The sequence below is a fragment of the Microcoleus sp. B13-B6 genome, from assembly GCF_036705405.1.
Classification (GTDB): domain Bacteria; phylum Cyanobacteriota; class Cyanobacteriia; order Cyanobacteriales; family Microcoleaceae; genus Microcoleus.
The window spans coordinates 1-23597 of the sequence record NZ_JAUBUJ010000072.1 but is presented as its reverse complement, the minus strand read 5'-3'; the positions used below and the strand labels follow the sequence as shown (position 1 = coordinate 23597).

General features: G+C 44.8%; 23 protein-coding genes. 12 read left to right on the top strand and 11 right to left on the bottom strand.

The window, feature by feature from the left end; translation table 11 throughout:
- The first annotated feature begins 115 nt into the window (after window positions 1-115).
- Window positions 116-607: a low molecular weight protein-tyrosine-phosphatase gene (locus QUB35_RS26345; RefSeq protein ID WP_333144611.1), complete on the top strand. Its 492-nt coding sequence runs from the start codon at window positions 116-118 to the stop codon at window positions 605-607.
- Between the two features lie 3 nt (window positions 608-610).
- Here QUB35_RS26345 and QUB35_RS26340 read toward each other — a convergent pair whose 3' ends face one another.
- On the bottom strand, window positions 611-1351 hold the full coding sequence (locus QUB35_RS26340; RefSeq protein WP_333144610.1) for a response regulator transcription factor: 741 nt from the start codon (window positions 1349-1351) through the stop codon (window positions 611-613).
- Between the two features lie 518 nt (window positions 1352-1869).
- Window positions 1870-3468 carry a glucose-6-phosphate isomerase gene (locus QUB35_RS26335; RefSeq protein ID WP_333144609.1) on the bottom strand — a complete coding sequence of 533 codons (1599 nt, stop codon included), beginning with the start codon at window positions 3466-3468 and terminating at the stop codon, window positions 1870-1872.
- 463 nt (window positions 3469-3931) lie between these two features.
- Between QUB35_RS26335 and dusB the strand changes: the two genes are divergently transcribed.
- The 4 genes from dusB to QUB35_RS26315 all read left to right on the top strand — a co-directional run bounded on the left by dusB (window position 3932) and on the right by QUB35_RS26315 (window position 7951).
- On the top strand, window positions 3932-4942 hold the full coding sequence (gene dusB / locus QUB35_RS26330) for a tRNA dihydrouridine synthase DusB (protein ID WP_333144608.1): 1011 nt from the start codon (window positions 3932-3934) through the stop codon (window positions 4940-4942).
- Window positions 4943-5041: 99 nt separating this feature from the next.
- Window positions 5042-5962, top strand: coding sequence for an ornithine carbamoyltransferase (argF, locus tag QUB35_RS26325; protein WP_333144607.1), 921 nt, complete (start codon window positions 5042-5044; stop codon window positions 5960-5962).
- Between the two features lie 190 nt (window positions 5963-6152).
- Window positions 6153-7463, top strand: coding sequence for an AAA family ATPase (locus QUB35_RS26320; RefSeq protein WP_333144606.1), 1311 nt, complete (start codon window positions 6153-6155; stop codon window positions 7461-7463).
- Window positions 7460-7951 carry a hypothetical protein gene (locus QUB35_RS26315; protein ID WP_333144605.1) on the top strand — a complete coding sequence of 164 codons (492 nt, stop codon included), beginning with the start codon at window positions 7460-7462 and terminating at the stop codon, window positions 7949-7951. Before QUB35_RS26320 ends, QUB35_RS26315 begins: the two co-directional genes overlap by 4 nt.
- 143 nt (window positions 7952-8094) lie before the next feature.
- Here the strand turns inward: QUB35_RS26315 and QUB35_RS26310 are convergent, their stop codons facing one another.
- From QUB35_RS26310 to QUB35_RS26280, 7 genes are all read right to left on the bottom strand, one after another.
- Complete coding sequence (locus tag QUB35_RS26310) at window positions 8095-8679, bottom strand: Uma2 family endonuclease (protein ID WP_333144604.1); 585 nt, start codon at window positions 8677-8679, stop codon at window positions 8095-8097.
- A 185-nt stretch (window positions 8680-8864) separates the two neighbouring features.
- Window positions 8865-10481: a family 10 glycosylhydrolase gene (locus tag QUB35_RS26305; protein WP_333144603.1), complete on the bottom strand. Its 1617-nt coding sequence runs from the start codon at window positions 10479-10481 to the stop codon at window positions 8865-8867.
- Window positions 10482-10564: 83 nt separating this feature from the next.
- Window positions 10565-10714, bottom strand: a complete 150-nt coding sequence (locus QUB35_RS26300; RefSeq protein ID WP_445252033.1) for an alpha-E domain-containing protein — start codon at window positions 10712-10714, stop codon at window positions 10565-10567.
- A gap of 4 nt (window positions 10715-10718) precedes the next feature.
- Window positions 10719-11504 (bottom strand): hypothetical protein, encoded by a 786-nt coding sequence (locus QUB35_RS26295; RefSeq protein ID WP_333144602.1) that lies wholly within the window; start codon window positions 11502-11504, stop codon window positions 10719-10721.
- Entirely contained in the window at window positions 11497-12864 is a 1368-nt protein-coding gene (locus QUB35_RS26290; RefSeq protein WP_333144601.1) for an AAA family ATPase, read from the bottom strand. Before QUB35_RS26290 ends, QUB35_RS26295 begins: the two co-directional genes overlap by 8 nt.
- Window positions 12865-13184: 320 nt before the next feature.
- Window positions 13185-13466: a type II toxin-antitoxin system RelE/ParE family toxin gene (locus QUB35_RS26285; RefSeq protein WP_006634284.1), complete on the bottom strand. Its 282-nt coding sequence runs from the start codon at window positions 13464-13466 to the stop codon at window positions 13185-13187.
- Window positions 13456-13698 carry a CopG family transcriptional regulator gene (locus QUB35_RS26280; protein WP_333102366.1) on the bottom strand — a complete coding sequence of 81 codons (243 nt, stop codon included), beginning with the start codon at window positions 13696-13698 and terminating at the stop codon, window positions 13456-13458. Before QUB35_RS26280 ends, QUB35_RS26285 begins: the two co-directional genes overlap by 11 nt.
- Window positions 13699-13806: 108 nt before the next feature.
- On the opposite strand from QUB35_RS26280, the gene QUB35_RS26275 reads away from it, so the two are divergent.
- Window positions 13807-15870, top strand: coding sequence for an Eco57I restriction-modification methylase domain-containing protein (locus QUB35_RS26275; RefSeq protein ID WP_333144600.1), 2064 nt, complete (start codon window positions 13807-13809; stop codon window positions 15868-15870).
- Between the two features lie 134 nt (window positions 15871-16004).
- A complete protein-coding gene (locus tag QUB35_RS26270; protein ID WP_333144599.1) occupies window positions 16005-17369 on the top strand; it encodes an MFS transporter in 1365 nt (454 codons plus the stop codon).
- 89 nt (window positions 17370-17458) lie between these two features.
- Here QUB35_RS26270 and QUB35_RS26265 read toward each other — a convergent pair whose 3' ends face one another.
- Window positions 17459-18817 carry a calcium-binding protein gene (locus QUB35_RS26265; RefSeq protein WP_333144598.1) on the bottom strand — a complete coding sequence of 453 codons (1359 nt, stop codon included), beginning with the start codon at window positions 18815-18817 and terminating at the stop codon, window positions 17459-17461.
- 215 nt (window positions 18818-19032) lie between these two features.
- Window positions 19033-20475, bottom strand: coding sequence for a calcium-binding protein (locus QUB35_RS26260; RefSeq protein ID WP_333144597.1), 1443 nt, complete (start codon window positions 20473-20475; stop codon window positions 19033-19035).
- A 53-nt stretch (window positions 20476-20528) separates the two neighbouring features.
- Between QUB35_RS26260 and QUB35_RS26255 the strand changes: the two genes are divergently transcribed.
- The 5 genes from QUB35_RS26255 (at window position 20529) to QUB35_RS26235 (ending at window position 23440) form a co-directional block, all read left to right on the top strand.
- A complete protein-coding gene (locus tag QUB35_RS26255) occupies window positions 20529-20732 on the top strand; it encodes a hypothetical protein (protein ID WP_333144596.1) in 204 nt (67 codons plus the stop codon).
- Window positions 20733-20736: 4 nt separating this feature from the next.
- Window positions 20737-21273, top strand: coding sequence for a GNAT family N-acetyltransferase (locus tag QUB35_RS26250; protein WP_333144595.1), 537 nt, complete (start codon window positions 20737-20739; stop codon window positions 21271-21273).
- Between the two features lie 249 nt (window positions 21274-21522).
- Window positions 21523-21645, top strand: a complete 123-nt coding sequence (locus QUB35_RS26245; protein WP_333144594.1) for a hypothetical protein — start codon at window positions 21523-21525, stop codon at window positions 21643-21645.
- Window positions 21646-21741: 96 nt separating this feature from the next.
- Window positions 21742-22488: a HEAT repeat domain-containing protein gene (locus QUB35_RS26240; protein ID WP_333144593.1), complete on the top strand. Its 747-nt coding sequence runs from the start codon at window positions 21742-21744 to the stop codon at window positions 22486-22488.
- A gap of 37 nt (window positions 22489-22525) precedes the next feature.
- Window positions 22526-23440: an Rpn family recombination-promoting nuclease/putative transposase gene (locus tag QUB35_RS26235; RefSeq protein ID WP_333144592.1), complete on the top strand. Its 915-nt coding sequence runs from the start codon at window positions 22526-22528 to the stop codon at window positions 23438-23440.
- The last annotated feature ends 157 nt before the right edge of the window (window positions 23441-23597 follow it).

The window sequence follows — 23597 nt, the reverse complement described above, 5'->3', positions numbered from 1 at the left end:
TTGGTATGAAGCAGGAAACCTTGGTAATTGGAATGAAAAATATTCTTGCCTCTTCCTTCCAATTACCAATTACCAATTACCAATTACCAATTACTCAATACCAATTACTAATTTAATGTCTTATAAATTATTGTTTGTCTGTCTCGGCAACATCTGCCGATCGCCCTCAGCAGAAAATATTATGAATCACTTAATTGAACAAGCTGGTTTGGGCGATCGCATCACCTGCGATTCGGCTGGAACTGCTAGCTATCACGTTGGCAGCCCCCCTGACAGGCGGATGGCATTGGCGGCGAGGAAGCGAGACATTGAATTGCTAGGCGAAGCCCGCCAATTTACCAGGAAAGATTTTGAAAATTTTGATTTGATTCTGGCTATGGATCGGGACAATTATCGCAATATTCTTGCCCTGGATGCGGCTGGAAAGTATAAAGATAAAGTGCGACTGATGTGCGATTTTTGCCAGAAATACGACCTTAAAGAAGTGCCAGATCCTTACTACGGTGGCCCGGAGGGATTCGATCGAGTAATTGATTTGCTGCTGGACGCTCAAGCGGGTTTGTTGGAGTATGTTATAAATCAGGAAAAATTAAGAATTACCAATTAACAATTACCAATTACCGACTAAATGGTGTTCCATCGCAAAACGAACGAGTTCTGCACGGTTGTTGCTGTCGGTTTTTCTGAACAAGCTGCTGACGTGCTTTTCGACAGTTCGAGGACTCAGGTGGAGTCGATCGCCTATTTGAATATTAGAAAGACCTTCTGTGAGCAAATCTAGCACTTCTCGCTCTCGCTGAGTCAAACTCGGAGAATTTGGGCTGGGAGAGGGGCGTGAAGCGGAGCTATCCCGTAGGGAATCGCCTGTGTTTGGCTTGTGAGTTAAAAAATCCGCTTCTGGCTGGCTGTTGGCTCTGCTGCGTGCCTCTGTTGGCGTCGGTTCAGGTTTTGGGGAATGAGACGGTGCCTGAGCGATTAGGGCGTAGCGATCGAGCAAAGAGCGAATTACCGCCCCCAACTCTGGGAGTTCAAAAGGCTTAGCCAGATAATTGTCGCACCCCATCTGATAGCCGCGAATCCGTTCCTGCGTGCTCGTGCGTTCCGTCAAAAAAATCACCGGCAGCAAGCGAAAAGCGGGACGAGTCCGAACTCGGCGCACGAATTCGTAGCCATCCATCTCGGGCATTGTAATGTCCGTAACAATCAAGTGGGGCTGAAATTCCTCTACCAAGCCTAAAGCTTCTTTGCCGTTCTCAGCAGGGATTACAGAGTATCCGGTAATTTCCAGATAATCGGTAATCGACAAGCGAGTCGCGAAATCGTCGTCAGCAACCAGAATGGTCAAGGGCATGAGGGGAATTTAAAAATTAAACATTAAAAATTAAAAGTGAAATTAGTCACTTTTAATTTTTAATTCTACTGTTTAATTCTGTTTTTGACACTCCCTGACCTAAAGGACAGGGATTCTTAATTCAGCGACTGACCTTAAAATGTTGCGTCCTTTCGGCAATACTCAAACTTTTTAACCGTAGAAAGCCTACCAATTAACGAGCCCGATTCGCAGTCACCCGCCTAGGGTCTATCTCCAAAAGCGTACTAGGATATTCACCTAGAGTTCGGGTATGCCCTACCCTACTTAACAAGACTAAATAGTTTGTTTCTCTGGTTAAAGGAACTGTGTTAAGCCCCTAGCTGTTTATAGAGTTTTCGCCGCTCTTTGTCCCCCGGTTTACGCGCCAAAGTGTGTCGTTAACTGTTTTTATACACGATGGCGAAGGAGTTTAACCTTGACTACTCTAGTATACTAGAAATTGCCTCACTTTTAGGAAGGGATTTAAGAAATTAAAGCCGTCCTAGAAGGACAGGGTTTTAGACCCCATTTCGTTGATAACTTGCTGTTAAAGTAGCAGGCTGCCCTAATGTTCCCTCCAAAGCTACGCCGCGCCCGTTTGCTGCCAAATGCCGCAGAGTTTTGTAAATTGTCTCGATTTGCTCTGGCTTTCCTGCTTTTTTGGCTAGTTCTGCTACAGACAGAGGTTGTTGGGCGTCTTTGAGCACTTGCAGTACCCGTTGCTGCAAGTCCAATACAGCAGCGGCTGCTTTTTTGCCTGCTTCAACCCCTGGCTGGTGATAGGCATTGACATTCACCAAGGAACCGTAAAAACCTACGGCTCTTTCGTAGAGGGCGATTAATGCTCCTACTGTCTCCGGGTTGACTTGGGGAATTGTGACAGTAATCGAATCTCGGTGATTTTCGTACAAAGCTTGTCGAGTTCCCTGCAACAAACCAGACAAATAATCTCCCGAAGTTACGCCGGTTTCTACTTCTGGGGAAATGCCTTGCCTGTCTTGCAAAACTTCGATAAATGTTAGGAAGAAATTCGGCACGCCGTCTCGCAGTTGCTGGACGTAGGCGTGTTGGTCGGTGCTGCCTTTGTTGCCGTAAACTGCGATACCTTGATGAACTGTATTGCCGTCTAAATCTTCCTGTTTGCCGATCGATTCCATGACTAATTGCTGCAAGTAGCGGCTGAACAATAGCAGTGAATCTTTATACGGCAAAACTACCATATCTTTCTCGCCACGTCCGTTGCAAGCAAAATACCAGGACATTGCTAACAAGGCGGCGGGATTATTTTTAATGTCGGGAATTCTGGTAGCTTCGTCCATGACTTTAGCACCATCGAGCATCGCCTGAATGTCGATGCCTTGCAAAGCTGCTGGCAAAAGTCCTACTGCTGACAGTTCCGAAGTGCGCCCTCCCACCCAGTCGGCCATCGGGAAGCTGTCAATCCAGCCTTCGGATTTGGCTAATTTGTCTAGTTTGCTGTCTGTTCCAGTGATGGCAATTGCTTGTTTGGCAAAATCCAGTTTTTGGGCGGCGAAGGCTTTTTGAACTTCGATCATGCCGTTGCGGGGTTCGGGGGTGCCGCCGGATTTGGAGATTGTAATTACTAGGGTGCTGGCGAGTTTGTCTTTAATTTTGTTAAGGATGCGATCGATCCCAGCCGGATCTGTGTTGTCGATAAAATGTATTGCTAGGGGCGGAATGTCTGGGGATAAAGCTTCGGCGACAAATTGGGGGCCCAGGGCCGAACCACCGATGCCGATCGAAATTATGTCGGTAAATTGCGGAGCAAATGGCGGTTTAATATCGCGGTTTTGAACTTTCTTGACAAATGCTTCGACTTGTGCTATGCCTTCGACTATTTCTTGTTTTAATTCTGGAGTGGGAGCTAAATCAGGGTTTCGCAGCCAGTAGTGGCCCACCATCCGGTTTTCGTCGGGATTGGCGATCGCACCTGCTTCCAAGGCTGCCATGTCTTTGAAAGCTTTGTCAAATTTGGGCTTGAGTTCTGCTGCGAAAGCGTCGTCGAATCCCATGCGGCTGATATCGAGGTAAAGTCCCAATCCAGAGTGATAGTAAAGCCAGTCTTGATAGCGTTGCCAGAGTGCTGCGGCGTCCATAGGAATTCTCTACAATTTTTTTAATGTTCGATCGGGGTCGTCAGGAATCCACCAATTGTAGTTTAAAACGATCTGATGTACGGCTTTTGCAGAATCCTAATAAATTTAAGCATTAATCGTCTGAAGGCAGCCGGAGCCGAAGGCAGGCAGAGCATTCGGCAGAATTAAACAATAAAAATATGACTTGGGCAACAGTCTTAGTAGGTAGATCCCCCATTAATGGCCACACCCCATAGATAGATCGAAGTGGCACAGAGATTTAAGTGTAGTCGGGGTTGGGCTTTGGGCCCTGGTTTCACAATATTCAAATTCGGGCGATCGGGAGGTGTAAAATAGGCATTGCGGTCAGGTTAAATATACTTTTAGCTGTCACTCAATAATCGGCTAAAAATATAGTTAACAACAGTCAACTATCTGAAGTGTAGTATAATATACAGATATTAGAATTAAAGTGCGATCGACTATGCTTGCTCTATCTCCCGAATTAAAAGAAAGGTTAGCAACTCCGCTCAAAATCGGCGATTTTGAAGTTAAAAGCCGCGTCCTGCAATCGCCCTTATCCGGCGTTACCGATTTGGTATTTCGCCGCCTGGTGCGCCGCTACGCGCCGGATTCGATGATGTACACGGAAATGGTGAACGCTACGGGTTTGCACTACGTCAAGCAACTGCCGAGAATTATGGAAGTTGACCCGAACGAACGCCCGATTAGCATTCAATTGTTTGACTGCCGGCCGGATTTCTTGGCAGAAGCAGCCCAGAAAGCTGTGGCCGAAGGAGCAGATACTGTTGATATTAATATGGGCTGTCCGGTTAACAAAATTACTAAAAACGGCGGCGGTTCTTCCCTGCTGCGAGATCCGGAAACGGCCGAGGCAATTGTGCGGGCTGTGGTGGAAGCGGTAGAGGTTCCTGTCACCGTTAAAACTAGGATCGGTTGGACTGACAAAGAAATTAATATTTTGGAATTTGCTCGAAGGATGCAAGATGCGGGAGCAAAAATGATTACCGTGCACGGCCGCACTCGATCGCAAGGTTACACCGGCCCGGCAAAATGGGAGTGGATTCGCCGAGTGAAAGAAGTTTTATCGATTCCAGTTATTGCTAACGGGGATATTTTTTCAGTGGAAGCAGCGATGCGATGTCTGGAAGAAACCGGCGCTGATGGAGTGATGTGTTCGCGGGGAACATTGGGCTATCCTTTTTTGGTGGGAGAAGTTGATTATTTCTTGAAAACGGGTGTGGAAAAGATAGCTCCGACACCAATTGAACGCCTCGAATGTGCTAAGGAACATTTGCGGGCTTTGTGGGAATATAAAGGTGAAAGCGGTGTTTGCCAAGCGCGCAAGCACTTAACCTGGTATGCTAAGGGTTTCCCCGGTGCTGGGGAATTGCGGGGCGTGTTGGCTGTGGTAGAAACAGTGGAACAAGGTTGCGATTCGATCGATCGCGCGATCGAGCAATTGCCCGCATAAACCTTACCCGCAGAGGCCAACTAGGGATTACAGAAACAAAATTCACCTCTGCGGGCTAAGATTTAAGACACAGTTAAAAATTTGTGGGTGGGGGAAAGCATGGATTCCTTAAAAGGGCGAGATTTATTAAGTCTGGCAGATTTAAGCATTGACGAATTAAATTATTTGCTGGATCTAGCAGCCAGTTTAAAATCGGGAATGGTCAAGCTGAAACGCAATAAAGTTCTCGGCTTGTTATTTTCCAAAGCTTCAACGCGAACGCGGGTAAGTTTTACGGTAGCAATGTATAAATTGGGAGGGCAAGTGATTGACCTTAATCCCAACGTTACCCAAGTCAGCCGCGGTGAACCTTTGGTAGATACAGCCAGGGTGTTAGACAGATATTTAGACATTTTGGCGATTCGGACTTTCGAGCAAAAGGACTTAGCAACTTTTGCTAACTATGCAAAGATTCCTGTTATTAATGCGCTGACAGATGACGAACACCCCTGCCAAGTGCTGGCAGATTTAATGACAGTAAAAGAGTGTTTTGGCAAGCTAGAAGGATTGACTCTGACTTATTTGGGCGATGGCAATAATATGGCTAATTCGCTGATGTTGGGCTGTGCAATGACGGGAATGAATGTAAGAATTGCTTGCCCTCAAGATTTCCAGCCGAATGCTGAGATAGTGGAAAAAGCTAAGAATATTGCTAATGGAAAAACAGAAGTTACTGTGACGGCGGACGCAGAAGCTGCTGTGAAGAATGCTCAAGTGATTTATACTGATGTTTGGGCGAGTATGGGACAGGAAGAGGAAGCAAAAATCAGGATTCCTTTGTTTGAGCCCTATCAGGTAAACGAACAATTGCTGAAGTTAGCAGATAAGAATGCAATTGTATTGCACTGTTTGCCCGCACACCGGGATGAAGAGATTACCGATGCAGTGATAGAAGGCAGTCAATCGCGCGTTTGGGATCAGGCAGAAAATCGGATGCACGCTCAGCAAGCTTTGCTCGCAAGCATTCTAGAAAGCGATTAGGAATAAAGAAGGGAAGAGAAGAATCGGCGGTTGAAAGAGAAAGCCATCTCTCTATCTCTTCTCTTTCTCTGCGCCCTCTGCGCCCTCTGCGGTTAATAAAAAAACATAATTCACAAAAGGTTATCGAAAAACATGAAATTGTCGCTAATTCACATTTAACACCAATAATCGGCAATTCCCGATCGACACTATGCTAACAGAATTTACCCTCGCAAACTTCAAGAGTTACAAAACAAGCCGATTACCGCTTGGAGCGCTGACTGTGCTCATCGGGGCCAACGCCGCAGGCAAAAGTAATGCAATTGAAGCTTTGCGGTTTTTGTCATGGTTGGCACAAGGTCAAAAACTCACCACTATTCAATATGCGGTCAATAATGCCGATCGCATTATACGCGGTCGAGTCGATGATTTATCTTATCAAGGAGAGTCAAATTTTACCATCGGTTGCCATTTAGACTCAACAAAATGGAACCAACTTGATATAACCCTCAATGTGCGTGAGGGAGAACTGCATATTAGTAGTGAGCGGATTGTTGGCTCGACAACTGAAACAAGTCAAATACCTCTATATGAGCTAAATAAACCATCTCAAGGAATAGGGACGGATGTTGATGTTTCCTATAACAACTTTACCCAAGGAAAAAATAAGCCACGAGTAATTTGCAGCGATCAAATGGCTATCTTTGTTCAATTAGACACACCTGCTCGTTTTGATGCAAAAAACCATAAATCCCAAAAAGTCATTCCTGAAACAGTCCGCGAATATCAAAGAGTATTACAAAACATCCTATTTCTAGATCCCGTTCCCGCCAAAATGCGCGAGTACAGTTTCAAATCGGATAAACGCTTACAAGAGGATGGCACTAATCTTTCCAGTGTTTTGTTTCGCCTATGGGACAAGAAACCAGACAATCAAAAAACCATTTTAAACTTGATTCAGAGCTTACCAGAACAGGCTATAGACAAGCTAGATTTCATTTCTGGTCCGCGAGATGAAGTGATGGTGCGGCTAGCAGAAACCTTTGGTAACAAACCGCGCTATTGCGAGGCTGCTTTGTTATCAGATGGCACTTTGCGGGTGTTAGCAATTACAGCAGCCATGCTATCAGCAACTGAAGGTAGTTTAGTAGTCATCGAAGAAATCGATAATGGGGTTCATCCCAACCGCGCCAAACATCTACTAACCTGCATTCGAGATATTGCCGAGCGTCGTAATTTGCGGGTGCTGCTTTCTACTCATAACCCCGCTCTCATGGATGCCTTACCTGACGCGGCCCTCGGTGATGTAGTGTTTTGTTACCGAGATCCACAAGCAGGGGATAGCCGCCTTATACGACTCGGAGATATGTATGACTATCCTAGCCTGATATCGCAAGGCCCTCTTGGTCAATTGGTAACTGCTGGAGTAGTCGATCGGTTTGTCAAGTCGCCGCACACGCCTGATGAGAGAAAACAGCAAGCAATGGCATGGCTATCTCGTTTGCAGGAGTACGGGGAATGAGTAGTATTTGCCTAATCGATACTAGCATTTTCCTCAACTTTCTTAATGTTCCCAACTGCAATCAGGATAGGGCATTAGTCCTAGAAGATTTTAAGATTTATGCTGAATCTGGTTGTACTTTTTTGTTACCGATGGCAACCATAGTAGAAACAGGCAACCACATTGCCCAGAATGGCGACGGTACAATGCGAAGGAAAACAGCCATGCGTTTTGTTAAAGAAGTTAAAGCTGCATTTAAGGGTGAAGCTCCTTGGTCACTTACTCAATTCCCAAATACAGAACAAATACTACTGTGGATTGACAATTTTCCTGATTTAGCTGGCAGAAACAAAGCACCTGATAAGTATGAAGGAACTAGCTTCGGCGATCTCAGTATCATTGAAGAATTTAATAAGTCATGTCAGCGTTTCCCCATGAGTGAAGTGTTTATTTGGTCACTGGACAGTGATTTAAACAGCTATCACCAAAACGCAAAATACCGATCCTAGTCCTGAACGCATAAATAGGCGATCGCGAAGGGAAAAGCCATTCTCTCTATCTCTATCTCTTCTCTTTCTCTGCGCCCTCTGCGCCCTCTGCGGTTAATAAAAAAAACATAATTCACAAATAAAGAGAATTGATACAGCCGTTTTCAATTTGATACCAGAGGGGGCAACATTGCCAGAATTGCGATATTGAAAGCAGGAAATTCCAGCGGTGAAATGCTCGCGCTTTCTCCCAGAATAACCTCGCTTTGATACCCATCTTCCGCAGGTTCTCGAAAAACGTGCAGTTGTCGATCGCCCACATTTAGCACCCAATAATCGGCAATTCCCGATCGCGCGTAAGCTTTGGCTTTAATTTCGCGATCGAAAGTTAAGCTGCTGTCTGCCACTTCGATAATGAGATATACCTCTGAGGGAGTCGGATGGTGAGTCGCATAGTCAAAAGGATCGATTCTGACTACCGCGATATCCGGTTCGGGTTCAGAATTGTCATCAAGGGCGATCGGATCTTGCATACGTACCCAGGCAAGATTTCTAAAAAGGTATTGCAGCAATCTATCTGTACGCCCTAAAGCGGAGGTGTGAGCAGTTCCTTTTGCACTCATTTTGATGATATTTCCTGAAAGTAATTCGACTCGTTCCTCTGGGTGAAAAAATCCCATCTCTCCTAGTTTGTGATACTCTTTAACTGTCCATTTACGGAGCGTGAAAGGGGCTTCTATTGTTAGCATATCTCGATTAATAAATTTAGAATTTGATGTGGGATGATTTTATTTTAGCTTATGCTATTAACTGGTTCCCAGGCTCTGCCTGGAAACCGATATCTAGAGGCTCTGCCTCGCAAGCTTTTAGGGAAATTGGAGGCAGAGCCTCCGGATCTGCGTTACCAGGCAGAGCCTGGTAACGAGTAAAGCAGTTAAGATGCTCCGAGATTGATTTTGGTGACTTCACCGGCGACAACATTAACTGTTTGTTGAATTTGACTACCGTCAACTTTCAACTGATAAGTTCCCGGAGAAAGCTCGATCGCCCCAAACCATCCTTTACCATCGGCGCGCAGTTGACGCACCTTGCCAGCAGCATCGATCGACTGCAATGTCAAGCTCGCACCGTCGCAAGTTTGAGCGCACCGCTGCAAATTTCCGGCGATCGCACCTGTAGTCGGCCGCGACTTCCAAGGCATATCGGGAACCGCTGCGGTTGTCGCCCACACAGGCTGAGTTTGAACGGTTTTGCCCGTGGCAGCGTCAACGTATTGACTCGGCTGCGACAGCGCAGTGTAAAACAAATCGTTGCTTTGGGGAACGTATTTCCAAGGCTGGCGGGGCAAATCACCGCTACCGCCCGATCGCAGTTCCACATTCGTGTACACGTTGCTGCTAGCGTAGGAATACAGCACCGTACCTGCGACGTGATTTCCTTTCGCAGAAGGCTGTTCGGCGCGACGAATCTGGCCTAGAGTGTCTTCGATGTAGTTGAGGTAATTGCCGGGGCCGATCGCAATTTGGCGGTTGTACTGGTGGTCTTTGGCGTACTCGATCCAGTTGTCGTAAGCGAGTTTTTGCGATCGTTTGTACTCGCGCTGGTAAGTCATCGGCATCGCCATGTCTACGATCCCTTCTTCCAGCCAAGCGCGCCAATCTTGCAATACTTCTTTGTAAGGCTGCGTTTGATACCACCCTGCATCGTTTGTGGGGCCGTCTCCCCAGGCGATCGTGGCGGCGGTAATTTTAACGCGCGGTTTAATCGCAAGGCTTTCTACATAAAGCTTTCGCACTAAATTTGTTACCTGGTCGCGCCGCCACTGCATCCACGCGGGATCGGTGGGTGCGGGTTTGCCCGATCGACCTGTTTGCTGATTGAAACGGGCGATCGCAGTCGGATTGTAGCCCCAAGTCGGCCCGCCGTAGCGCACATAATCCAACTGTACGCCGTCCACATCGTAGCGCTTGATCAAGTCCAAATAGACGGAAACAGTATAATCTACGGCGTCTGGATGGCCGGGATCGAGGAAACCGGGTGATTCGCCGCTCGAAGTCAGCATGGCCCAATTGTCGTTTCCGGGGGCAGAAGGCCCGTGTTGTTGCCAAACGTGACCGGCGGGAAGTTTGCTACCGGAAACCACCGGCAGCGTCACCATCCAAGCGTGTACTTCAATGCCTGCGGCGTGGGCTTTGTCAATCAAATCTTGCAGGGGATCGAAACCGGGGGGAACGTTGGGATCGAGGGTGCGGGGTTCGATCGCACTCGTGTAAAAGGCATCGCCACGGCGGCGGACTTGGGCGACGATGGCGTTGGCATTTGCCCGCTGCGCGTCTGCGATCAATTTTGTGACTTCTTGAGGGGTTTTGAAGCCGGGGTTGAAGGCGTCCACCCAGAAGGCGCGAAATTCGGCGGTTTGGGTTGGCGGGGGCATAGTTGCGATCGCGCGGTTTGGGAACCAGTTTGATAACCAACCAGGAGTCAGCAGAAAACTAATTGTTAAGCCAATCAGGAACAAGCTTGACAAAAAGAATGTTTTGGGTTTAGGCATCAGAAATGTGTGAGAGAGCGTTTAACAGTCCTTTACGGACTTTTGGTTTGAGCGTCCGCTTGACATTTTCGCACAATGGTAAATTAAGTGGGCAGATCGGTAAATAGTTGAGTAATACCGCTGGGAGAGTCGAGAATGAGATTAAAATTGACCTCGGCAAAATGGGCGATATTTTCCGATTTTTCAATATAGCGGTTGAGCCCGTAAATTGAATCCGCTACACCACTTAACATAGTTTTACAGGCTAAATAGGGTTTTAATGATTTTCATTTTGGCTGTATCAAGGCCGGGTTCAAGTTTGGCAATTGGAGTTAGGCTTTTCCACTTGCCTTTATTCGCGGTGAAGATAGCATCGGCTGTTTTTTCAGGATCGATAGTTTCAAAGCCTCCTATTTTATTAGTGTATAAGTAATTGAGACGATCGAAAATTTCATCTCTTGATGCACGTTTCACGCTGACTGCTTGAGGAGGAGGAGGCGGCGGCGGTGGCGGTGATATAGAAAATACTTTAGCAATACAACCTAATCTCGCCTTAGTCAAATTACAACTTTTTAGCTTAGTCAAAGGGCTAAAATCTGACCATTGATCCCGGTTAGATTCTAAAATTTTATTGGCAGCTTCAACTGGTTTTACATTGTTCCAATTATGCTCTTTAACTAAGTATTCAAGTGCAGCTATAATAGTATCTTTTGATGCTGTACTCAGATTGACTGTGGGATTTGCTTCTCGCGCTAGAATCTTCGCTTGTTCAATATTTGATGGTTTTGGGTCAATGACAATACACCATACTAAATCTAATTTGGCTTGTTGAGCTACAGCATAGACAAAGTGATTGCTCACAACTTGATACTGATAGTCGCCTGTTTCTTTAACGATAATCGGAATCCAATTGCGATTACCTGCTTGCAAGACGGCTTCGGCGGCTCCGGCAATGATAAACTCTGACTCAGAGCAGGGTTCTGCTGACTCAATTTTAGATAACTTCAAGTGCATTAACTTACCGATGTTCTCAGAATTACTCATACAAAAAATACTCCTTCGCTAATTTTAAGTAATATTCAGCGGCTTTTTTGTGTTGAAAAACCGCTGGCTTTCGAGAAAAAGCTGCACTTGAAACCACTTCATATTCGGGAACATTGAATATACTTGTGTCAATCACCGTTTTTGTAGATTTAGGCCAATAATAGGGTAACAAATTAGAATCGAGAATATAACTCTCTCCTTTCTTAAGTGTAAGAATTGCTTTAATTTCTGCATTTGCTCTTTTGATTGAAGCCTCTGTTTCTTTATGTTTATTGAAAAATATCGGCAAGGCAATAGGGCCACCGTCCTGCCTAAGCTTCTTAACTTCAGGTAAGAATCCTTTAATCACTTTAGCAGCATTCTTTAAAGATGAAAAATTATTGTGTTCTGTTGGCATGAGGATTACATCGGAAGCTACCACACAGCTTTTACTAAAAAAAGTCCAGTTCGTAGGTGCATCAATTAAGATGTAATCATAATTACCAACAAAAATCTCAAGCAAATCTCGCAGCCTTGCTGAACCTTTCTCAATTTGTGCTTCATACTCATAACTCATGAACTTCGATAATCCTGAATCAGATGGGATGACATCAAATACCTTAACTAATTGACCCGCTTTATTCTTCAGATTAAATGCTTGAATAGTGTCTTTAACATCCAATGTTCCCTCCCTCAAGCAATCCGATAATTTTACTTTTCCCTCCTGTAAGCCTAATGAATCTGTTAAATCTCCTTGTTGTGGATCGAAGTCAACAACAAGCACTTTTTTCGGCTGTTGTCGAAGAATCGCAGCCAAGTTTATTGTCGTTGTAGTTTTTCCCACGCCTCCTTTATCATTATAAATGCAAATTGTTAAAGCTTTGGGTGGGTTTTCCAGCAAGTTCTTAATTTTAGTAATAATCTCAATGATATTATCTTTGGTTATCCTCATGCAGTCAGTAGCAGGCAATACGATTTTACCATGTTTGCGGAATAGCTGGATATCTGTTGAGTTAGTGATAATACCCCATTGAGATGTTTGGCACTTAGGAGCAAGAAGATAACCTGTTATCTGTTCTTTAGCTTTTTTGTACATGGGAGTACCTTCTGCTAAGTTAATGATTGCCTTTCCTGATACTCTCCCTTTAACTTCAATGATTAAGTATGGGTTACTCTTAGCAACTGAAAATTTATCCTCATCGTGATTCTTGCGAGCAGCAAAATCAGCAGGACCCTTCCCTGTTTTAAACTGTTGTACCCACTCATCAGATGTGAATCCAAGTGCATTTAGAAGGCGTTTGACAAATCGATCTTCGACTTCTGGCTCTTCTGCATTCTCTGAAATACTATCTAAAACTTCATTCCAGTTGATAGTTGTCATAACTTAGGCCTAGATACTTAAGTAAAATCATAACGCTTAGTTTCAGTTTGTGTCATCGTTAGCTACCTCCCGATCTAGCTATATGAACAGTAAACATACTTTTGGATAAGTTATATATTTTATAGTCTGCTTGACATTTTTGCACATCGGTGGCATTTTGGGCGAAAATACACTGAACTCGAAATCGCACTTTTTGAACAAATGAGACTACCGCACTTTCAAACGCTAGCTTTTCCGGGTAACAGCTACTCAACTGCAAGCAATTTACTCTATCGAGTAGATTTATACAGGCTTAAATCTCAAATTTAAAAGCAGACGAGCTAATTTTCGGGATACTTTCTTGAACTGTGAAGGATACGGAGAATTTCTACGTTTTCTTCTTTTACTCGATAGATGATCAGATAAGATGTATTGGAAATGACAAGTTCTCTAGTAGCTTCTACGCGACCAACTCGACCCATAAAAGGAAATTCTGCGAGTTGACCTACAGCACTCTGAATCCTTAAAATTAATTGCCTTGCTGCCTCTGGATCGTCTTTAACAATATATGCGTGAGCCTGTTCTAGATTTCGCAAAGCTTGTCGCAGCCACTTAATTTTCATTAGTCAATTTGACAAAAACTGCTTGGACTTCATCATCGCTGGCAAAGTCTCCAGCTTCGGCCTCGGCAACGCCTTTATTAATCTCATCAAGCAGCCATTGATAATTTTCTAGGTAAGAAGCGATCGCTTCGTTCAAAACATAAGTTAAATCGCGATCGGTGACAGTAGCGATCGCCTTCAGCGCCTCTTTTTTTTCGCTATCAAGGAGAAATGTAAAATTTTCTTGACTCATGGCTGCCCTTTGCTGTTATGGGAAGAGAGTAAACTGGTACTATGATAGCCTATAGATTCCTATTTTGGGCGAAAATAAACTGAACTCGAAATCGCACTTTTTGAACAAATGATAGTACCGCACTTTCAAACCCTAGCCCTTCCGGGTAACAGCTACTCAACTGCAAGCAATTTACTCGATCGAGTAGATGGCTGGCGCCAAGAAGCAACCCGAAAGTTGCAGCAAAGCCAGAGAGGAGAAAAGGGACAATTTTTAACACCTTCGTCCGTGGCAAGTTTGATGGCGGGAATGTTTGAATTTAACTGTCCCGATATATCGCTTTTAGATGCCGGTGCAGGAATTGGTTCCCTGTTAGCAGCAGTTGTTTGCGAACTTTGCCAGCGCCCAAACAAACCGCACAGCCTGCAGGTTACAGCTTATGAAATTGACCTTATTTTGATAGAATACCTCAAGCAAACTTTAGAATTATGCAGTATAGAATGTCAGCGTTTTGGGATATCTTTTACCTGTGAGGTTCGCGAAATTGATTTTATTCAAGACAGCGCTGATATGTTGCAGCCCAATCTATTTACACAACCAGTAAAACGGGAATTCACCCATGCAATTATCAATCCTCCCTATGCCAAGATAGACGCTAAATCCCAAGCCCGAACCTTGCTGCGTTCTATAGGACTAGAAACCAGCAATCTCTACGCTGGCTTCACAGTGGCTGCTGCTCACCTGCTCAAACCAAACGGTGAATTAGTGTCGATTACTCCCCGCAGCTTTTGCAACGGTTTGTACTTTCGAGATTTCCGCAAAGTATTCCTTCAAATGATGGCTTTACGCCAAGTACATATCTTTGAATCCCGACAGTTGCCATTTCGCGATGATGCGGTGCTGCAAGAAACTATTATTGTGCGCGCCACCAAACAAATAGAACAGCCAGATACTGTACTAATTACCTCAAGCAGCAGCGTGGGCGACGACCTGGTTTTGTCTCACCAACTGCCCTATACCGCCCTAATTAATCCCAAAGATTCCGAGCAATTTATTCGGATTTTACCGGATTCTGTCAGCCAGAAAGTAGTCGCTCAAATGGCTCAATTTACTTGCACCCTAGAGGAATTAGGCTTAACAGTTTCTACCGGAAAAGTTGTAGATTTTCGTGTTCGGTCTGACTTGCGGCTAAAACCTGAAAACGGTACAGTTCCGCTGATTTATCCCGCACATTTCTCGGCTGGCGGTGTTGAATATCCCACAGCCACGAGAAAGCATCAAGCTTTAGCTGTCACGGAAAAAACTGCTGCACTCCTCGTACCTAACGAACATTATGTTTTGAGCAAGCGCTTCTCCTCAAAGGAAGAGAAAAAGCGAATTGTTGCAGTTGTTTGGGATGCCAATAAAATTAATAGTTCTAGCGTGGGTTTTGAGAACCATTTGAATTACTTTCACCAACAGGGACGCGGATTAGACCTCACCCTGGCGCGGGGATTGGCCGTTTATCTAAATTCGAGTTTGGTAGATGCGTTTTTCCGACTGTTCAACGGACACACTCAAGTTAATGCTACGGATTTACGCAATTTGAAGTATCCTAATCTAGAGCAATTACTTTTACTTGGCGCTCAAATAGGAGAAATATTTCCTACACAGCGGGAGATTGATCAACTTGTCGAGAGACAACTGCTGAAGGCAACAAATCCGTTAGAAAATAGCCCAATGACAATCAAGAACCGTATTGATGAATCTCTAGAAATACTTGCAGCGCTGGGTTTTCCAAAAGGTCAGGTTAACGAACGTTCCGCCTTAACCCTTCTGGCTTTGCTTGACCTCAAGCCAAAGGATGCTTGGGAATTGGCAAAATCTCCACTTCGGGGAATCACACCAATTATGGAATTTATGGAGCAGGAGTACAGTAAAAAATATGCACCAAATACGCGGGAAACTGTGCGCCGCCAAACGGTGCATCAGTTTCTAGATGCAGGTTTAATTGTTGTTAATCCTGACAGTCCCGAACGTCCGGTGAATAGTCCAAAAACTGCATATCAGATAGAAGAAAGTGCTTTGGAATTGCTGCGAACTTATGAGACTTCTGACTGGGAAAAGAATGTTCGCGCTTACCTCGTTCATTTTAACGGAGAAAAATTATTGCAGGCTAATTCACAAAATAAAAATACTTTTAAGTATGAATGATGCTAAAATGCACTATTTATATGGCTGCCGCTGGCATCGGAATGGCATATACTGTGATGCCAGGGGTTGAATTGACCGGAATTGTCGATCGCACTCAGTAAATCAAATAAGTAACTAGGTAAAATATCTCTCCAATGGAAAAAAAGCATAACGCTGGATTGTGGGTATCAGTATTATACTTCGCTCAAGGTCTCCCTTACACCGTCGTTAATTTAATGTCGGTGATTTTTTTGAAAGGTATGGGAACCGACAACGAAACCATCGGATTGACAAGTCTTTTGCAGTTTCCTTGGGTTTTAAAAGGTTTGTGGGGGCCAGTTGTTGAGTTGCATTCCACCAAACGCAAATGGATTTTAACAACCGAAATCATTTGTGCTTTCCTGTTTGCTTTCCTGGCTTTTGGCGTATTAACGCCGGCATCGATTATTATATCGCTTGTTATCTTTACGGCGATCGCCTTTGTGTCAGCTACTCACGACATCGCCATTGACGGATTTTATCTAAACACTCTCAATAAAGACCAGCAAGCCTTGTTTGTCGGGGTTCGCAACACGGCTTATAGAGGTGCTGTCATTGCCGGTAGCGGTGTATTGGTTTTCTTAGCCGGGAAACTGGCAGAACAGCATTTAGTCACCGGAAATACAGGCGACACCAAAACATATCAAAACATTCCACTGTCACTTTTCGGTTCGGATTTTAGCGTGTCTGCGCTTAACTACGGATGGGCGACAGCCTTTGGTATTTGTGCGATTATGTTTGTGCTGATATATCTCTTTCAGCGGTGGTATCTTCCCTATCCTCGAAATTACGATATAGAATCCGAGGCACCCCAACAAACAACAAGCTTTATCGAAGCATTTAAAACTTATTTTCAGCAAGATAAAATTGGTTGGATTGTGACTTATGTCTTGATTTTTAGGTTAGGCGATGCCTTGACGTTTAAAATGGCTCCGCCATTTTTAATGGATAAAGTGGAGAAAGGAGGATTAGGAGTTTCTACATCGGACATGGGTCTGTTATCGGGTACGATCGGGGTAATGTTTCTGTTAATAGGAGGGTTGCTGGGCGGCTATTTGATTGCTAAACAAGGATTGAAAAAATGGATGTGGCCGACGGCAATTCTGCAAAATTCAACTAACGTGCTGTATTGGCTGTTGGCAATCCATCAACCGGGGATTGAATGGGCTTATGCTGTAAACTCGATCGAGCAATTTACTTACGGACTTGGCGTAGCTGCCTATACAGTGTTCTTGATGCGGACTGTCCGCCCTGAATACGAAGCATCTCACTATGCAATTACAACGGCTTTTATGGCCGCAGGAGTGATGATTCCGGGCGTTTATAGCGGCTACTTGCAGGAGAATCTCGGCTATCAAAATTATTTTTTGATGAGCGCGCTGGCTGTGATTCCCGGTATGATGACGATTTTCTTTTTGCCACTAGAAGATGAGAAAAAATTAGCATCCATGCCCAGGCCGGGACTGGACGATTTCGATTAATTAAATTGTATCTGTTGACGTTCCTAGGTGGCGCCACAAAATAGAGGACACAACAATGTTGTGTCCCTACCCCATATCTGTATTGCTAACTAAATCGACCTAAAATCGCTAGCTGTAAGCGGAGTATTTAGTGTGCCGAAGAAACTGGCAAGAACTTCACCTGTGCTGACAACCTCGATCCCCGTTGAAAGCTCCGTTTCAGTAATTCTCAGTTGGTTAAAGCTCAAACCTTTGGTCAAACCGATTAAATCTTCACCCTGTTTAAAGTCAATAAGTGTGTCTGTACCAGCCCCAATTCCCAACACAAACAAGTCGCGTCCAGCGCCGCCAATCAAGAGGTCAGCACCTACTCCGCCAATGAGCGTATCGTCTCCTTCTCCCCCGTTCAAATTGTCATCTCGTTTGCCGCCGAATAACTGGTCGTTGCCGGCGACACCGCTGATAATATCGTTACCTCCATTGCCTATGAGGGTGTCGTTTCCCCCATTGCCCGTCATAATATCGTCCCCTGCCAAACCGGATGCTATATTGTTGGCATCGTCGCCGACTAAACTATTAATTTGGGATAGATCGAGAGCAGTTTGCATTGCCCTAAAACTTCCAAAAAAGCCTTTTCCGGGAGTGGTTCTCAATTGCTCTACTGTGCTGCGCGATTGCAGCGCATCTCCAAATTCTGGTAATGCAAAGTCTAAGCCAGCTAACAGTTCTAAATAATCTGAATCTGTAAAAGTGAAATCAGGGCGGTTCAACTGGTCTACAGAGATTTCTGCCTGAGTCAAGCCGGGAGGTGGAGAAGTTAACAAACCGCTTTGGCCGTGCTTGTCCAAGACAAGTAGTGGGTTGATAATCGGGTTAGTAAATGTTTGAAGAACTACTTTTCCGGGGAGAAAAGCTTCTCCTCCCAAACTCACAAAATCGCCGCTAACTATGTAGTGAGTTACATTTTTTCCCGCACCGGCTTTCTGCTTAAATGAATTGACTGTACTTTGAGCAACTCCCGGGGAATTGAAGGTGACAATATCTCCGATCGCAGATGTGAATTCTGTTGCGGCTAACTGCGTTAAAGCACCGCCCAAGCTGTGTCCGAGAACGTCTGGGGGCAAGCGACGAGGGTTTTTTGCTGTGTCTTGACCGATTTGTGTCAGCCAATTTCCTAATGCCTGTTTGTTGGCTTCAAATTGGTTGAAACCGACGCCGCGCTTGTCTGCGTTGGCAAGATCGTCTGTGGGCGAGTCGGTGCCGCGAAATACCAAAACTGGCGGTTTGTCTGGGGTGGTGGAAATTAAGCCGATCGCGTGAAATCCAGTTCCGGGATCGTCAAAGGTGCGATCGATTTGGTAGCCAGCAGCGGTCAAACCCGTTTGAACTAAAGTTTGAGACTGGGGGTTGTTATCTATGTAAGCAAGTTGCTTGGCTATAGTTTCGTAAGCGGCGGGAGAGGAGGGCATATTTTTTTATTTCCTGTCGTTAGATTGGGAATTAGTGTTTAAGCTACTTAATTAATTTTACTGTAAACTCCGGTTATTAACCATATTAATTGGTCATATTTCGTTGCTTTGTAGGGGCAGATTTAGCAGACATTTTTTGTGGGTAAAAACAATTTTGCTACAAAACCCACCCCGGTTTCGCGCCACTAAAACTACAATTTTTTATCGCCCCCAAGCTATACAAAATCTACCCGCGTAAGATCGCTGGCAACTACGCCTCTGAGAGTAGCAAGAATTTCCCCAGTAACCGGGATAGTAATTAAAGCTCCGTCACCCCCTTGGGTTACTCTAATTTGAGGAAAAGTTAGACCCCGCGACAGTGTAATTAAATCTTCACTATCTTGAAAATCGACAATCACATCGGCTCCGCCGCCGGATTCCAATACAAAGCGATCGCGCCCCGCACCACCAATTAAAAAATCGTTGCCAAACTCGCCGGAAACCAAATCGTTTCCGTCGCCACCCTCCAAATAATCGTTATCTCTGCCGCCGTACAAGAAATCGTCGCCATCACCACCGGTGATGCTGTCATTACCTCGATTGCCTCTGAGAGTATCGTTACCGCCGTTGCCGATAACTGTATCCTCTCCAGGGCCCCCCGTAGCAGTATTGTTGCGAGCGTCGCCTGATAAATAATTCGGTTGTAAGGGAGCTAAACCGTATTGCATTTGTCTGATTAACTGCACAAAAGAAAATTCTGGTGCTGTTCTCACACTCTCTGCACCGCCTCTGCTTCTGATGGCTACTGACACATTGGGTAAGGCCAAATTCATCGCAGCGATAAACTCGTTAAAATCTGAATCGTTGTTATAAGTAAATTCGGGACTGTTTAATTGTTCTACGGAAATTTGCCTCTGCAAAAAACCCACGGGCGGAGTAGTTAACAAATTTTCAGTTCGATGTTTTGCCAAAACAGTTAAGGGATTAATACTCGGGTCTGTAAAGCTTTGGATAAATACTTTACCCGGAATAAATGCTTCGCCAAACAAGCTGACTACATCTCCGCTGACAATGTAGTGAGTGACATTTTTGTTGCCTGCCCTACTGAGATTTCTCCGAAAAGTGTTGAATGTACTCGCTGATACTCCCGGAGAGTTGAAAGTAAAGATATCGCCGGTCAGAGATGTGTATTCGGTTGCTACAATTTGAGCGACGGCTCCGCCCCAACTGTGTCCGATGACATCGGGCAATAATTTGTTGGGGTTTTTACCAGTATTTTGACCGATTTCTGTGAGCCAATTTTGGATATTATCTTTGTTCTTTTCAAATTCCGGTACACCAATGTCCCGCGAGTCGGAAAAGATAGCGTCGCCGTCGATGAAGTCTGTACCTTTTAATACGAGGGCGGGCGGGTTTTCGGGATTGGATGAACCGAACCCGATCGCATAAAACCCGGTTTCTTGGTCGTCGAATATGCGATCGATATAGTAGCCATTAGTATCCAGGAAACTCGAAACTTCATTTTGCTCGCTCGGCTTTTTATTCAAAAAAACAATTGATTTAGCCAGAGCTTCATAAACAGCAGGCGAGGCAGCCATAATATTATATTTTGTGTTTGTTGGTATTTGCGATCGCTCTCTTCTTGAGCTAAGTGTCCAATCAACCATTATAGCTGACAAGATTTGTATGGTACACTTGATAATATCAACTCAAGAATAAAGTTTTTGCGGTTATGGGTATCATTCGTCAATACATTGCTCCATTTATAGCGGTATTAGTATTTTTCGCGGCTCTGGTAGCAGTCAGTGCTCGCATCTTTTTGCCTGGTGACATGGCGGCCCCCGCACCGATTGAGGAAGCGATCCCCCAAAAGCAAGCGGCAGTAGTGAACCCAATTTTCTTGGGGCTAAATTATTCAGCTTTCCGTGTCCGCTGATCTGATGTCTGCTCAACTAATACCGGGCTATCGGCTGCGCTCAGGATCGGGACTCGATCGGGCAAAACTGGTAAAGTTTATGCACCGGACTTACCAAGAGCTTTACCCCGATCGGGAATTGGGACATTTGGCTCAAACTGTCGAGCAGTATTTTTCTAACCAGACGCCGGTTTGGTGGGTAGAGTGCCAGAAAAACAGCCAGGAAGAGGCAGAAATTTTGCCGGCGCTTCCCTCGCAGTATCTCAATCCCCAATCTCAAGCCCAAAATCTCCAATCGGTTGTCGGATGTTTGTGGTTGGGAAATGCGATCGACCAAACCACCGGAGAACGCTACGCTCACATTTTTTTGCTGTACGTCGCACCGGAACATCGCCGTTTAGGAGTCGGTGCAGCTTTAGTTATTCATGCTGAAAATTGGGCGCGGGAAAGGGGCGATCGGCAAATTGGTTTGCAAGTATTTCTGAGCAATCAGCCTGCGGTGAATCTCTATCAAAAATTAGGCTATCAAACTCATTCCCTCTCGATGCTCAAATCCCTTTGAAATATAAATTCTACTGGTTTGGAATCAGGGGTAAAGTCCTGATTCATCCAAATTAGGGGGGCTTCAGTCCTCGCTACAAACTTAAGTAACAGCAGAGATATTCCTTTGTAGTAAGGATTTTAGTCCTGATTCATCCAAATTATGACGACTGAAGTCCTCACTACAAACTTAGGTGACAGCAATTATGAGGACTGAAGTCCTCGCTACCAACTTAGGTGACAGCAGAGGAATTTGTTTGTAGTAAGTCATATGTTGCACCATTCTCCATTAGCCTTTTATGAACAGGCTTTTCGGCCTGTTCCACAAGAAAATTTATCTGTTGTGGAACAGGCCGAAAAGCCTGTTGCTGACAATGGTGCAATATCTCAGTAGTAAGGTACTGCGCGTGCACCCTACAATTATTGACTGCTGACTGCTGACTACTGACTGAGTTGCTTAGGAGCATCCTCTGTGCGGTAAAGTTTTTTTATGAACAATAACGACTACTCCAACGCCCTTGATACTGACACGGAACTGGAAAGCCCTTTGGAGCAAATTTATGACTCCGAACCCCCGCTGCCAGATCCCGATGAAATGCTGCCTTTGCTGGAATCCCCGGAACCTCAGCACCGGATGATTGGGGCGCGGGCTTTTTGCGAAGTGCAGGACGATCGAGCAATTTCGCATTTAATTAATTTATTGAGAGACGGTTGCCCCTTGGTGCGGGTGAGCGCGGCTTATGCTTTGGGGCGAAATCCGAGCCCCGATGCTGTGGAACCCCTGATTCTTCAACTTAACTGCGACTGGAACGGTTACGTTCGCAAAGGGGTAGTTTGGGCCTTGGGAAATTGCAGGGATCACCGCGCTTTGCCATCTTTAATTGATGCTCTAAAAACAGATATTTCGGCGGTGCGTTTGTGGGCGGCGAGTTCTCTGGGTCAAATGGCAAAAGTTGGTTACTATGTGGTGATTGCGGCGATTCCACCGTTGATTCAAGCGCTGCGGGGAGATCCTGTATCTGCTGTGCGGAGCAACTGCGCTTGGGCGATCGGGCAACTGGCCCGCGAATTGCCGAATAATATAGTGTACGCTGGGGCGATCGACGGTTTGATTGAAGCTTTAGAAGAAGATGAAGATATGGGCGTGCGGGAAGATGCTAAATCTTCACTTTTGCGAGTTGGCGACCCGCGCGGATTGCAGATAATTGAAGACTTAGAAATGGAAGGACTTTTGTGATTTAAACCCCCCAATTACCAATTACCCACTATTAATTATGCCTTTCATCAGTGCTAAAACAGATTTTGGTTTCAAAAAAATTTTTGGTTCGCCTCAGAGCAAAGACATTTTGATTAGCTTCCTCAATGCGATGCTCTATGACGCGCAGCCAACCATTGAAGACTTAGAAATTATTGACCCTTACGCCGCGCCGAGCGTTACTCGATTAAAAGACACTTACCTGGATGTTAAAGCCAAAATTACAGGCAACAAAACTGTGATTATCGAAATGCAGGTCATAAATGTAGAAGCTTTTACTAAACGGGTAGTGTACAATGCCGCCAAAACCTACGCAACTCAACTCAGACCCAGGGAAGGATACTCTAAATTAAATCCTCTGATTGCTTTAACAATTACAGATTTTATTCTATTTGAAAATACAGAAAAATTTCTCACCCATTTTGTATTTAAAGAACTAGAAGAAAACTTCGAGTATTATAACAGAGAAATCGAATTAGTGTTTGTCGAACTTCCCAAGTTTAACAAAGAACTAGAACAAATCGAAAACCTAATTCAAAGCTGGATTTATTTTATCAAAAATGCTCCCCTATTCGATGAAATTCCTGAAAGGTTCACATCAATTCCCGAAATTCAAACAGCTTTTTCCATCGCCAGCAGAACTAATTTAACCCTTAAGGAATTAGAGGAATTGGAAAAGCGGGAAATGTTTTTTGAAGACCAACGCGGTGCTGTTATTAAGGGGATGCAAGAAGGTCGCCAAGAAGGCATAATTGAGGGGCAAACAGCATTAATCTTGCGTCAAGTCGCGCGGCGCACTGGCGAAATCCCACCAGAAATTAAAACTCGCATCCAGCAGTTATCTCTCGAACAATTAGAGGATTTAGGAGAAATCTTGCTAGATTTTACCAGTCAACAGGATTTGATAGCTTGGCTGGAATCCGTGTCAGCATGAATTTATAAATTTTGCACTTCTGATACTAAATCCGGCTTTAATACCCCCTTTATGATTTAGTCGGCGCAGGGGGACTGTGTTGGGAGCATGTCACTTTTGCAGTGAGCAATTATACTCATGGAGGTTTTACCTGATTACCAATTAAGCCGTTTAAGTA

What these genes read in the sequence shown, in the direction of transcription:
- QUB35_RS26345 (WP_333144611.1), top strand. Translation starts at nt 116, where the DNA reads ATGTCTTATAAATTATTGTTTGTCTGTCTCGGCAACATCTGCCGATCG.
- QUB35_RS26340 (WP_333144610.1), bottom strand. Translation starts at nt 1,351, where the DNA reads ATGCCCTTGACCATTCTGGTTGCTGACGACGATTTCGCGACTCGCTTG.
- QUB35_RS26335 (WP_333144609.1), bottom strand. Translation starts at nt 3,468, where the DNA reads ATGGACGCCGCAGCACTCTGGCAACGCTATCAAGACTGGCTTTACTAT.
- dusB (WP_333144608.1), top strand. Translation starts at nt 3,932, where the DNA reads ATGCTTGCTCTATCTCCCGAATTAAAAGAAAGGTTAGCAACTCCGCTC.
- argF (WP_333144607.1), top strand. Translation starts at nt 5,042, where the DNA reads ATGGATTCCTTAAAAGGGCGAGATTTATTAAGTCTGGCAGATTTAAGC.
- QUB35_RS26320 (WP_333144606.1), top strand. Translation starts at nt 6,153, where the DNA reads ATGCTAACAGAATTTACCCTCGCAAACTTCAAGAGTTACAAAACAAGC.
- QUB35_RS26315 (WP_333144605.1), top strand. Translation starts at nt 7,460, where the DNA reads ATGAGTAGTATTTGCCTAATCGATACTAGCATTTTCCTCAACTTTCTT.
- QUB35_RS26310 (WP_333144604.1), bottom strand. Translation starts at nt 8,679, where the DNA reads ATGCTAACAATAGAAGCCCCTTTCACGCTCCGTAAATGGACAGTTAAA.
- QUB35_RS26305 (WP_333144603.1), bottom strand. Translation starts at nt 10,481, where the DNA reads ATGCCTAAACCCAAAACATTCTTTTTGTCAAGCTTGTTCCTGATTGGC.
- QUB35_RS26300 (WP_445252033.1), bottom strand. Translation starts at nt 10,714, where the DNA reads ATGTTAAGTGGTGTAGCGGATTCAATTTACGGGCTCAACCGCTATATT.
- QUB35_RS26295 (WP_333144602.1), bottom strand. Translation starts at nt 11,504, where the DNA reads ATGAGTAATTCTGAGAACATCGGTAAGTTAATGCACTTGAAGTTATCT.
- QUB35_RS26290 (WP_333144601.1), bottom strand. Translation starts at nt 12,864, where the DNA reads ATGACAACTATCAACTGGAATGAAGTTTTAGATAGTATTTCAGAGAAT.
- QUB35_RS26285 (WP_006634284.1), bottom strand. Translation starts at nt 13,466, where the DNA reads ATGAAAATTAAGTGGCTGCGACAAGCTTTGCGAAATCTAGAACAGGCT.
- QUB35_RS26280 (WP_333102366.1), bottom strand. Translation starts at nt 13,698, where the DNA reads ATGAGTCAAGAAAATTTTACATTTCTCCTTGATAGCGAAAAAAAAGAG.
- QUB35_RS26275 (WP_333144600.1), top strand. Translation starts at nt 13,807, where the DNA reads ATGATAGTACCGCACTTTCAAACCCTAGCCCTTCCGGGTAACAGCTAC.
- QUB35_RS26270 (WP_333144599.1), top strand. Translation starts at nt 16,005, where the DNA reads ATGGAAAAAAAGCATAACGCTGGATTGTGGGTATCAGTATTATACTTC.
- QUB35_RS26265 (WP_333144598.1), bottom strand. Translation starts at nt 18,817, where the DNA reads ATGCCCTCCTCTCCCGCCGCTTACGAAACTATAGCCAAGCAACTTGCT.
- QUB35_RS26255 (WP_333144596.1), top strand. Translation starts at nt 20,529, where the DNA reads ATGGGTATCATTCGTCAATACATTGCTCCATTTATAGCGGTATTAGTA.
- QUB35_RS26250 (WP_333144595.1), top strand. Translation starts at nt 20,737, where the DNA reads ATGTCTGCTCAACTAATACCGGGCTATCGGCTGCGCTCAGGATCGGGA.
- QUB35_RS26245 (WP_333144594.1), top strand. Translation starts at nt 21,523, where the DNA reads ATGTTGCACCATTCTCCATTAGCCTTTTATGAACAGGCTTTTCGGCCT.
- QUB35_RS26240 (WP_333144593.1), top strand. Translation starts at nt 21,742, where the DNA reads ATGAACAATAACGACTACTCCAACGCCCTTGATACTGACACGGAACTG.
- QUB35_RS26235 (WP_333144592.1), top strand. Translation starts at nt 22,526, where the DNA reads ATGCCTTTCATCAGTGCTAAAACAGATTTTGGTTTCAAAAAAATTTTT.